This window comes from Amycolatopsis sp. NPDC051045 (assembly GCF_040682955.1).
Lineage (GTDB): Bacteria > Actinomycetota > Actinomycetes > Mycobacteriales > Pseudonocardiaceae > Amycolatopsis.
Window position 1 is genome coordinate 693650 of record NZ_JBFBCC010000002.1, and the last position, 9371, is coordinate 703020.

Annotated in this window: 10 protein-coding genes and 1 pseudogene; 6 read left to right on the top strand and 5 right to left on the bottom strand. The window is 73.4% G+C overall.

What is annotated here, in order from left to right; translation table 11 throughout:
• Positions 1-113 precede the first annotated feature (113 nt).
• Genes AB0M80_RS07480 through AB0M80_RS07500 form a run of 5 tightly spaced genes read left to right on the top strand, consistent with a single transcriptional unit; the run spans position 114 to position 4429 of the window.
• Positions 114-2261 (top strand): ATP-binding protein, encoded by a 2148-nt coding sequence (locus tag AB0M80_RS07480; protein WP_364560224.1) that lies wholly within the window; start codon positions 114-116, stop codon positions 2259-2261.
• Positions 2261-2695 (top strand): roadblock/LC7 domain-containing protein, encoded by a 435-nt coding sequence (locus AB0M80_RS07485; RefSeq protein ID WP_364560226.1) that lies wholly within the window; start codon positions 2261-2263, stop codon positions 2693-2695. The genes AB0M80_RS07480 and AB0M80_RS07485 overlap by 1 nt, the downstream gene beginning before the upstream one ends.
• Positions 2692-3069: a DUF742 domain-containing protein gene (locus AB0M80_RS07490; RefSeq protein ID WP_308671394.1), complete on the top strand. Its 378-nt coding sequence runs from the start codon at positions 2692-2694 to the stop codon at positions 3067-3069. Before AB0M80_RS07485 ends, AB0M80_RS07490 begins: the two co-directional genes overlap by 4 nt.
• Positions 3050-3652 carry an ATP/GTP-binding protein gene (locus AB0M80_RS07495; protein ID WP_364560229.1) on the top strand — a complete coding sequence of 201 codons (603 nt, stop codon included), beginning with the start codon at positions 3050-3052 and terminating at the stop codon, positions 3650-3652. The genes AB0M80_RS07490 and AB0M80_RS07495 overlap by 20 nt, the downstream gene beginning before the upstream one ends.
• Before the next feature lie 18 nt (positions 3653-3670).
• A complete protein-coding gene (locus AB0M80_RS07500; protein WP_364560394.1) occupies positions 3671-4429 on the top strand; it encodes an MHYT domain-containing protein in 759 nt (252 codons plus the stop codon).
• On the opposite strand, the gene AB0M80_RS07505 is transcribed toward AB0M80_RS07500, so the two are convergent.
• Both AB0M80_RS07505 and AB0M80_RS07510 read right to left on the bottom strand, forming a co-directional pair.
• Complete coding sequence (locus tag AB0M80_RS07505) at positions 4426-5055, bottom strand: PaaI family thioesterase (RefSeq protein WP_364560232.1); 630 nt, start codon at positions 5053-5055, stop codon at positions 4426-4428. The genes AB0M80_RS07500 and AB0M80_RS07505 overlap by 4 nt on opposite strands.
• 191 nt (positions 5056-5246) lie before the next feature.
• Positions 5247-6014, bottom strand: a complete 768-nt coding sequence (locus AB0M80_RS07510; protein WP_364560235.1) for an SDR family NAD(P)-dependent oxidoreductase — start codon at positions 6012-6014, stop codon at positions 5247-5249.
• A gap of 46 nt (positions 6015-6060) precedes the next feature.
• On the opposite strand from AB0M80_RS07510, the gene AB0M80_RS07515 reads away from it, so the two are divergent.
• Positions 6061-6597 (top strand): ferritin, encoded by a 537-nt coding sequence (locus AB0M80_RS07515; protein WP_364560237.1) that lies wholly within the window; start codon positions 6061-6063, stop codon positions 6595-6597.
• 39 nt (positions 6598-6636) lie between these two features.
• Here AB0M80_RS07515 and AB0M80_RS07520 read toward each other — a convergent pair whose 3' ends face one another.
• The 3 genes and pseudogenes from AB0M80_RS07520 to AB0M80_RS07530 all read right to left on the bottom strand — a co-directional run.
• The gene (locus tag AB0M80_RS07520; protein ID WP_364560240.1) at positions 6637-8091 is read right to left on the bottom strand and encodes a HAMP domain-containing sensor histidine kinase; all 1455 of its coding nucleotides are present in this window, start codon (positions 8089-8091) and stop codon (positions 6637-6639) included.
• Positions 8088-8768: a response regulator transcription factor gene (locus AB0M80_RS07525; protein ID WP_364560396.1), complete on the bottom strand. Its 681-nt coding sequence runs from the start codon at positions 8766-8768 to the stop codon at positions 8088-8090. Before AB0M80_RS07525 ends, AB0M80_RS07520 begins: the two co-directional genes overlap by 4 nt.
• Positions 8769-8886: 118 nt before the next feature.
• Positions 8887-9371 (bottom strand): annotated as a pseudogene (locus AB0M80_RS07530) (hypothetical protein); the annotation flags it as partial.

Genomic DNA, 9371 nt, shown 5'->3' on the forward strand with positions numbered 1-9371 from the left:
CCACCGGTACGAATCGAGCCACGCCACCGATGAAAGAAGACGAACCCTCGTCCCGTCGTTCCGCCACCTCCTGGAATCCCGGCAGCTGGCGGTTGCGCACCAAGATCTCCGTTGTGCTGTTGCTGCCCGTCCTGGTCGCCCTGCTGCTGGCGGGCGGCCGGGTGCAGGCCGAGCTCGCCCGTGCGGGCGGGCTCAGCGCCGTCCGCGACCAAATGCCGGTCGTGCAAGGAATTTCCGAACTCGCCGGGCTGGTCGACGACGAGATGATCCACGACGGCGGCGCCGCGCAGACCGCCGCGGTCGACGAGAAAGCCGCGGTCGTCCGCCACGACGCCGCATTTTCCCAGCTCACACCGGAACTGTCGCGGTCATTGGAAGATCAGCTGGGTAAATTGGCCGGCCTGCGGCAGCAGACCGGTTCGCCGGCCGCGAAAACCGCGGCTTACCACGACTTCACCGTCGCGCTGAGCGAAGTGATCACCGGCGTCGCAGGTCAGGCCGGGAATGGTGATCTCGGCGCTTTGGCGACCATCGCCGAATCGCTGGTGCAGCTGAGGACCAGCCTCGCCGGCCAAGAAGCCTTGGCCGGCCGGTCCGAGGGCACTTCGGTGGCGGGGGCCGAGCGCGCCGCGGCCGAAGAAACCGTGCTCACCGGGCAGGTCCGGCGGGCCCTGCCCGCCGGTGCGGCGGCCGCCCGGTTCGCCGCGGCGACCAGCCAGGGTGCCGGCGGCCCCGCGGCGAAGCGCACGATGCTCGGCACCATCCTCGCCGAGCAGGTGAAGACGCTTTCGGACGCGGTCGGCGCGCAGACCAACACCGCCCGGTCCGACGCGCTGCGCGACGCCGCGCTGGTGCTCGCCGCCCTGCTCGGCGCCCTCGCCATCGCGCTGGCCGTGGCCCGGTCGGTGGTCGCCCCGATCCGGCGGCTGCACGCCGCCGCGCTCGACACGGCGCGCCGCCGCCTGCCCGGCACGATCGAACGCATCCGCGAAGGCGAGGAGGTCGACTGGCGGGCGACCGCGCCGATCCCGGTCGACTCCGAGGAGGAGATCGGGCAGCTCGCGCGGGCCTTCGACGACATGCACCGGCAGGCGGTGCGCCTGGCCGTCGGCGAGCAGGCCGAGATGCGGATCCAGGTCAGCGAAATGTTCATGACGCTGTCCCGGCGCAGCCAGTCGCTGGTGGAGCTGCAGCTGTCGGTGATCGAAGACCTCGAAGCCGACGAGCAGGACCCGCAGCGGCTGGCCGAGCTGTTCCAGATCGACCACATCGCCACCCGGCTGCGGCGCAACGGCGAGAACCTGCAGGTCCTCGCGGGTGGCAAGCCGGTGCGGCGGGACGTCGGGCCGGTCGCGACGGTCGAGCTGCTGCGGGCCGCGACGTCGGAGGTCAAGGACTACCAGCGCGTCTCGCTCGGCAACGCGCCGCGCGGGTCGGTGCAGCCCGAAGCCGCGGCGGACGTCGTGCACATCCTCGCCGAGCTGCTGGAGAACGCCATCCGGTCGTCCCCGCCGGAGGAGCAGGTCGTGCTCACCGCCGACCGCGGCTTCGACGGCGGCCTGCTGATCGAGGTCGTCGACGTCGGGCTCGGGATGACCCGCGAAGACCTCGAAGTGGCGAACGCCCGGCTGGCCGCGGGGGCCGCGGTGAGCCCGGAAACCACCCGCCGGATGGGCTTGTTCGTGGTGAGCAGGCTGGCCGCGTCCCACGGGATCACCGTCCGGCTGCGGCCCACGACCACGCGGACCGCCAGCGCCGGCATCACCGCCAGCGTCCACGTCCCGGGGGTGCTGATCCTGGTCGACCTGCCGCCCCGGGCTCTCCCGCCCGCGCGGCCCCCGGCGGTCAACGGCACCGCCCGGCACGATCTCGAACCCCGGTGGCCTGCCGAAGAACCGCCGTCCGCGGTCGTGGTGGACCTGCCGACTCCCATCTTCGACCAGATGGTGTCGCACTGGTTCGCCGACACCCCGGCGAAAGTGGCTCCGGCGGACGCCTGGGCGACGCCGGCCGATCAGGTCCGCCAGGCCGCGGAAGCCGCGATCGGCACCCTCGACGACGCCGAGTTCACCGACTCGGGGCTGCCGGCCCGGCAGCCCGGCGCGCAGCTCGCGCCGGGCGCGGCCGCCCCGCGCCGTCCGCAGCCGCCGGACCCGGCTTTCCGCGACCCGGCCGCGGTGCGGAACAACCTTTCCCGGCACTACAGCGGCATGCGCGCGGCCCGCCACCGGGTCGCGGGCGAACCGGAGGCGGAGCAGTGATGAGCACCCGGCAGGAAGGAGCGGAAGTGGCCGAGGGGTCCCGGAACTGGCTGGTGTCGGCGTTCACCCAGGAGGTGCCCGGCGTCGCGCACGCCGCGCTCGTCTCGGCGGACGGGCTGCTCGTGGCGGCCGACGAAAACCTGCCGCGCGACCGCGCCGACCAGCTCTCGGCGATCGCGTCCGGTCTCTCCAGCCTCGCGCTCGGCACCGCCGACCTGTTCACCGCGGGCCGGGTGGTGCAGTCGGTGATCGAGATGGAACAGGGTTTCCTGCTGCTGATGAACGTCGGCGACGGCTCGAACCTGGTGGTGCTGGCCAACCCGGGCTGCGACATCGGGCTGGTCGGCTACGAGATGACGTTGCTGGTGGCCCGGGTCGGGAAGGTGGTCGAGACCCCGGCCCGGCCCGCGGCCTCCCCGGGGGCGGCCCGGTGACCGAAGGCCGGCGACGCGAAGGCGGGCGGCACGCGGCGTCGCTGGCCCGCCCCTACGCGTGGACCGCCGGTCGCACCCGGCCGACGGTCGACCTGGCGGTGGAAGCCCTCGTGGAGACGACGGCGGAGGGCCGCACCGCGCCCTTCAGCCCGACCAACCCCCTGGCGGTGGTGACGCAGCTGTGCCTGCACCAGCGGTCGGTGGCGGAGGTCGCCGCCCACCTGGGCGTGCCGCTCGGCGTGGCCAGGGTGCTCATCGGCGACCTGCTCAGCGCCGGCCAGGTGTCGATCCGCGACACACTCACCGCGGACGCCTCCTGGGACGAACGGAACGACCTGCTCGAAAGGGTCCTCAGTGGACTACGTGCGCTCTGACAAAGCCTCCAAAAGCGGCCGGATCACCTCGGCGAAGATCGTCGTGGCCGGCGGGTTCGGGGCCGGCAAGACGACGTTCGTCGGTGCCGTCTCGGAAATCGACCCGCTGCGGACCGAAGCCCTCATGACGTCCGCGGCCGTCGGCGTGGACCGGACCGAAGCGGTGCCGGGGAAGTTCGCCACCACGGTCGCGATGGACTTCGGCCGGCTCACCCTCGCCGACGACCTGGTGCTCTACGTCTTCGGCACGCCCGGCCAGCACCGGTTCTGGTTCATGTGGGACGACCTCGTCTGCGGTGCGGTGGCGGCGATCGTCCTGGTGGACACGCGCCGGCTGGCGGACTCCTTCGCCTCGATCGACTTCTTCGAGTCCCGCGGCCTGCCGTTCCTGGTGGCCATCAACCAGTTCCAGAACACCCGCCAGCACGGGCCCGAGCAGGTGCGCGAAGCCCTCAAGATCCCGGCGGCGGTGGAGGTCGTCAGCTGCGACGCGCGCTCGCCGGAGTCGACGAAACGGACCCTCATCGCCGCGGCCGAGCACGCGCTCGCCGAGCACCACGCCCCCAGATCACGCAAAGCCTGAAGGAGCCGGGAAATGCCCATGGACCACGAAGACTTCGCGATGGGCAACTGGCTCGTCGTGCTCGCCTACCTCACCTCGGTGGTGGGCTGCGCCCTCGGCCTCGCCTGCACGCTGCAGGCGAGGTCCACCGACAACCCGCGGATCCGGTTGACCTGGCTCGCGCTCGCGGCGGTGTCCATCGGCGGCGTCGGCATCTGGGTCATGCACTTCATCGCGATGCTCGGCTTTTCGACGCCCGGCCTGCCGGTGCGGTACGACATCGCGCGCACGGCGCTGTCGGCGATCCTGTCGGTGGTGGCGGTGTTCTGCGGGCTGCTGGTGTTCGGCGTCCGCAACCGGTTCGCCTGGAAGCGGCTGCTGCTCGGCGGGCTGCTGACCGGGCTCGCGGTGAACGTCATGCACTACACGGGGATGTGGGCGGTGCAGATCAAGGGCACGATCGGCTACGACCCGACGCTGGTGGGGCTCTCGGTGGTCATCGCCGTCGTCGCGGCCACGGCGGCGCTGTGGTTCACGGTCGGGCTGGACAAGCTCCTGCCCCGCCTGGCGGCGGGCCTGGTGATGGGCGCGGCGGTCTCGGGCATGCACTACACGGGCATGGCGGCGGTGCGCCTGCACCTGGACCCGGCGGCGCCCGACCCGTCCGGCACGGAGGTGTTCTCGTTCCTGTTCCCGGTGTTCGTCCTGGCGGCGCTGGCGATGGCGGTGCCGATCTGCGCGGTCCTGATGGCGACCTCGAGTTCGGAGGCGCCCCGGCACACGACGCTGGTGCCTTAGTCCCTTGTGGACACCGGGAACCGGTCCGCGCTGAAGTGGACCAGGATCGCCGTCGCGGTCGCGCAGACGACGTCGCCCGCTTTGAGCTCGCCGGTGGCGTGCAGCTTGCGGCCTTCGCGGCGGACGAGCCGGCCTTCCGCGGTGAGCGGCACCGCGTACGGCGTCCCGTGGTGGTAGTCGACCGTCAGGGACGCCGTCATGCCGGGGAAGCCGGCCGCGGCGGTCGCGCGGCCCAGCACGTGGTCCAGGACCGCCGCCACCCAGCCGCCGTGCACGCGGCCGGGCGGGCCTTCGTGCGCCGCGCCGAGGAGGACGTCGGCGCACACCGACTCCGGTCCCACGCGCACCCACGACAGCGGGGGCGCCAGCGGGTTCCCCGGACCTTCCAGGGGGTTGTTGATGCTCAGGTGACCCCCGCCCTCGAGGGCGGCCAGCAGCAACGGCGACGCGCCACCGGCCGCGCGCAGCGCCTCGGTGACCGCTTCGACGCGGCGGGCGGCGGCGGCGAGGTCGGCTTCGTCGCCGCGCACGCACACGGAAGCCTCGATCAGCTCACGGATCCGGGAGCCGAGCAGCGCGCGCCCCGGCGGCACGCCGTCGACGACCGGAAACGGGTTTTCGGACATCGCGCTCCCCAGACCCGGAACTAGAACACGTTTCAGTCTAGCAGGGCTGTGACGGCTTCACTTTGCCTCACACAACCCCGGTCGGCTGCCCGGTCGACGACGGTCCGGCCGAAGGCGTTGACCACCAGCCGTCTTCGACCGCGCGCGACAGGTGGTCCTGCAGGTCGTGCCGGCGCCGGAACCGCAGGAGGTCACCAGGTCGGACGCGCCGTGACGCCGCCGTCGACGACCAGGTCGTGGCCGGTGATCCAGGACGCCAGCGGGGACGCCAGGAAGACGCACGCGTTGCCGATGTCGGCCGGTGTCCCCAGCCGGCCCAGCGGCGCCGCGCGGTGCCACCGCTCGACGCCCTCCGGCCAGTCCCGGTCCAGACCTGCCCGCGAAATCAGCCCGGGGGACACCGTGTTGACGCGGATCCCGCGCGGCCCGTACTCCAGTGCCGCGCCGCGGGCGTGCATCACCAGCGCCGCCTTGGCCGCGCTGTAGTGGACGTGCCCGGGGGCCGGCTGCCGGGCCTCGATCGACGCGATGTGCGTGACGCTGCCGCCCGCGCCCATCAGCCGGGCCGCGGCCTGGGTGCAGGAGAACGCGCTCGTCAGGGTCGCGTCCAGCATCGCCCGCCAGCGCTGCGCCGTCAGCCCGTCGAGGGCTTCGACCGGCTGGACGCCGGCGTTGTTCACCAGCGCGTCGAGCCGGCCGCCCCAGCCCGCCACGGCGTCGAGCAGGGCGTGGCAGGCGTGGTCGTCGGTGAGTTCGGCGGCGAACGCGCGCGCCCGGCCGCCCGCGGCTTCGATCGCCGCGACGACGTCGTCGGCCGCGCCGGGACGACGGTGGTGGACGGCCACGGCCGCGCCCGCTTCGGCGAACCGGAGCGCGATCCCGTGACCGATCGCGCCGGAGGCGCCGGTGACGCAGGCGATCGTGCCGGACAGGTCGGGCAGGCCGGGCGCAGGGGTCACCGGCCGATCGTAGATCCGCGCCCCCGGTCCGTCGTAGGTTGTGGGCATGGCCAAAACCCGGAAGTTCGCCGAACTGCTGCAGACGCAGATCCGCCACGAGTTCACCGCCGCCCAGCAGTACATCGCCCTGGCCGTCTGGTTCGACGCCCGTGACCTGCCGCGGCTGGCCAAGCGCTTCTACCGGCAGGCGATCGAGGAGCGCAACCACGCGCTGGCGATGGTGCGCTACCTGCTCGACCGCGACGAGCCGGTGGCGATCCCCGGCACCGGCGACGTGCGGAACGACTTTTCGAGCGTGCACGAAGCGATCGAGCTGGCCTTGACCCAGGAGCGCGAGGTCACCGCCGACATCGAGGCGATGGCCAAGGCCGCGCGGGCCGAGGAGGACTACCTCGGCGAGCAGTTCGTGCACTGGTTCCTCAAGGAGCAGGTGGAGGAGGTGGCGCAGATGTCCACGCTGCTCACCGTGGTCGAGCGGGCCGGCGGCAACCTGTTCGAGGTCGAGAACCACCTCTACCGCGAGGCGGGCACGGAGGTGGCGGACGCCCCGGACATGCCGCCGGTCGCGGGCGGAAAGCTGTGACCGCCGCCGGGGAGCCCGAACGTAGGAAATGAGAGTCATTCACGGCGAGGCCTCGTCCAGCAGCGGCAACGTCAACCGGAAGCATGCACCCTCACCGAGAGCTGTCTCGAGTTCGACGTCCCCACCGTGCGCCCGGGCCAGCGAACGCGCGATCGAGAGCCCCAGGCCCGCGTCGGCGCCCGGCGAACGCGTCCGGGAGCGGTCCACGCGGTAGAAGCGGTCGAAGACGCGGCTCGCCTGCTCGGCCGTCAGGCCCGGACCTTCGTCCGCCACCTCGAGCACCGCGCGGCCCGACACCGTGCCGACGCCGATGCGGACCGGGGTGCCCGGTGGGGTGTGGGCGGCCGCGTTGCCCACCAGGTTGGTGACGACCTGCCGCAGCCGCGCCTCGTCGGCGTCGACCGGGGCCGGGCCCGGCGGGCCCGCGCCGCCCGGGCCGGTCAACGAGACCGGGCGGCCCGGGTCCAGGGCCCGCAGGTCGTGCCGGGCGTCGCCGGCGAGGGTGCGCAGGTCCATCGGCGTCCGGTCGAGCTGCCCGGCGGGCGCTTCGTCGAGCTGGGCGAGCAGGAGCAGGTCCTCGGTGAGTGCCGTGAGCCGGGTGGCCTCGCGGTCGATCCGGTGCATCGCTTCGTCCACATCGGAGCGTGCCGGCAGCGCCCCCATCCGGTAGAGCTGCGCGGACCCCTTGATGCCGAACAGCGGCGTGCGCAGCTCGTGGCTGACGTCCGAGACGAAGGTGCGCATCCGGGCCTCGGACGCGGCCCGGTCGGCGAAGGCCCGCTCGAGCTGGCCGAGCATGGTGTTGAGCGACGCCGCGAGGTGCCCGATCTCCGTGCCGGGCGGGGCGAGGACGGGGACGCGCCGGGTGAGGTCGCCGTCGGCGATCGCGGCCGCCGTGTGCTCGATCCGGCGCAGCGGCCGCAGGCCCCGGCCGAGGGCGAACCAGCCCGCGGCGGTCAGCAGCACGAGCAGCGCGGCGCCGCTGATCAGGCTGCTCGACCGCAGCTGCGCGATGGTGGCGTCGGCTTCGGTGAGCGGGGCGGCGGCCAGCACCGTCCCGCCCCAGCGGGCGGCCGGCCGGGCGACGGCCCGCCAGCGTCCCGAGCCGTCGGCGGCGCGCAGGTCGACGGCCGTCCCGTCGGTGGGGACGGTGTGCAGCGCATCGAGCGGCGGCAGCGTCGCGCCGGCCAGGCTCGAGGAGTGGAGGCCACCGGACACCGCGCCGCCGGCGTCGAGGTACACCACGTAGGGGGTGCCGAACAGTTCGAGCGCGGAGTCGAGGAGTTCGGGGCGGGTGGCCGGGTTCGCGGCCGGCGGTGCCGTGGTCGAAGCGCGGGAGATCAGCTCGGTCATCGAGCGCAGCTGGCCGTCCAGGCGGTCGAGCTGGTAGCGCTCCAGCTGGTGGGAAACGACCGCGCCGGCGAGCCCGAGCCCGGCCAGCAGCAGGACGGCGGTGAGCAGCAACAGCCTGGCCCGCAACGAGAAGCGCCTCACCGCCGGGGCTCCCGCAGCACGTAACCCACCCCGTGCACGGTGTGGATGAGCTTGGGTTCTTCGGTGTCGACTTTCCGCCGCAGGTAGGAGATGTAGGTGTCGACGATGCTGGCGTCCCCGCCGAAGTCGTAGCGCCACACCCGGTCGAGGATCTGCGCCTTCGACACCACGCGGCCGGCGTTCTCCATCAGGTAGTGCAGCAACCGGAACTCGGTGGCGGACACCCGGACGGCGCGCCCCGCCCGCGTCACCTGGTGCCCCTCGGCGTCGAGGACGAGCGTGCCGGCCGTGAGCACGCCGCCGTGGTGGCCGGTGGTCCGGCGGAGGATCGCGCGGATCCGCGCGATCAGCTCCGCCAGGTCGAAGGGCTTCGTCACGTAGTCGTCGGCGCCGAGGGAAAGGCCGGTGACCTTGTCGGCCTGGCGGTCCCGCGCGGTGAGGAAGAGGACGGGCACCCGGGCACCGTGCTCCCGCAGCCGCCGGACGACCTCGAAGCCGTCGGAGTCCGGCAGCATGACGTCGAGCAGCACCAGATCGGGCGGCTCCGCGGTGGCCGCGGCGACGGCTTCGCCCGCGGTCGCCGCGGAGGTCACCTCGAACCCGGCGAAGCGCAGCGCGGCGGACAGCAGTTCGCGCACCGTGGCTTCGTCGTCCACCACCAGCAGCCGGGACGTCATCGCTTCCATGTCCGCGAGGATACGGAGACCAGGCTCCGGAACCCGTCGGCGAGCAGGCTGCCGGCGAAGCCCGCCAACGCACCGCCCGTGAGCCCGGCGACCAGCGCGAGCAGCGGGTTCACGGCGAGAACCGGGATCGGAAAGCTGACCACGGCGACGCCGAGTTCGAGGGAAACCCGGGAAAGCAGCGCCAGGACGGCCAGCACGACGCCCAGCACCGAGGCGAGCCGGACGGCGGCGGGAGGGTCAGGTTCCCGCGGGCCGCCAGGCTCATGGCGGCGAGCCCGGCCGGGAAGGCCACGGCCGCGGCGGCGGCGCGGACGGGCAGCCCGGTCCGGCCGTGCCGCAGCAGCAGCGCCCCGAGGACGACCGCGCCGACGAGGGAGATGCCCAGCGGCATCAGGTGGATGGCGCCGTGCAGGGAGAAGGGGAGTCCCCCGGGCCGGATCGCGTCGAGGGTGCCGCCCGGCGCGCCTGGCGGGTTTGCGTTGGTGGTGGGGAGCCCGTCGGGCCGGATCGCGTCGAGGGTGCCGCCCGGCGCGCCTGGGGGGTTTGCGTTGGTGGTGGGGAGCCCGTCGGGCCGGATCGCGTCGAGGGTGCCGC